General features: G+C 79.2%; 1 pseudogene. It reads right to left on the bottom strand.

What is annotated here, in order from left to right:
• Positions 1-1,003: pseudogene (locus AE652_RS42025) on the bottom strand (putative baseplate assembly protein); the annotation flags it as partial.

Below are 1,003 nucleotides of genomic sequence, written 5' to 3'. Positions count from 1 at the left end.
CGGGCCAGCAGCTCGCGCAGCCCGGCGGCGGGCCGCTCCGCGAGCCGCAGCTCCTGCACCACCCGGGCGCCGAACAGCACGGTCAGTTCGGCGAGTTCGGCCCGGGAGAGGTGGTGGCCGTCGCACGCCCGGTGCCACAGCTCCTCCAGTCGCAGCCGGACCCGCTCCGGAACGCCGGCGAGCAGGGCGGCCTGCCCGGCGCAGACGTGCGCCCGGTCCGGGTAGGCGGCCGCCTGGGTCACCGGCGCGTAGCGCAGCAGCGGACGGAAGGGCTGCGGCAGCACGGGGTAGCGGGTCTGGTCGAGCAGGGTCTCCAGCGCCGCCGCCTGGGCGTCGGCCGTGGGCGGCTCCACCACCGCGCCCTCGCCGTCCTCGCCCTCCGCGGTCGCGCCGGGCGCGAGCAGCACACTCAGCCCGGCCCGCCGCACCGCCGCCTCGCCGAGCAGCGCGTCCAGGGCGCGGACCTGCTCCGGGCCGAGCTGGCGGCCGTCGCGGGCCTGGTCGAGCAGTTCCCGGATCGCCTCCGCCGCCGGGCTGCCCTCGGCGCGGTCCTCGCAACCGCACCCGCCCGGCCCGCAGGGCGCCGTACGGACCGGCTCCGGCGGCACCGGGAAGGACTCCGGGGCGCCGCCGCAGAAGGTGAGCGAGCGGCCGTGGTCGACCAGGGCGACGTTGCCGCGGGCGACGCTCACGTCGGCGATCGGGCCGCAGTCGCTGCCGCCGTGGGAGGACAGGCAGACCGGGAAGGCGAGCGCGTCCTCCGGCGCCCAGGTGACCTCCAGCACGGGCTGGTCGTACAGCTCGTCGACCAGCGGGGTGACGGAGGTGAGCCGGACGGCCTGGCGGTGCGCGGGGTCGGCGTCGGCGGGCGCGCCGGTGCGCGGGCCGAGGACCTCCTCGATGACCAGCAGGTCGCCGGGGCGCAGCGCCAGGTGGCGGGTGCGGGGCTCGGGCTTGTCGGTGCCGGGCCGGTCGCCGGGCGGGGCGGTGTCCTCGCGCGGGG

Source organism: Kitasatospora sp. MY 5-36 (assembly GCF_001182915.1).
Lineage (GTDB): Bacteria > Actinomycetota > Actinomycetes > Streptomycetales > Streptomycetaceae > Kitasatospora.
The sequence above is the reverse complement of the archived record's forward strand: the minus strand, read 5'-3'. Positions and strand labels throughout refer to the sequence as shown.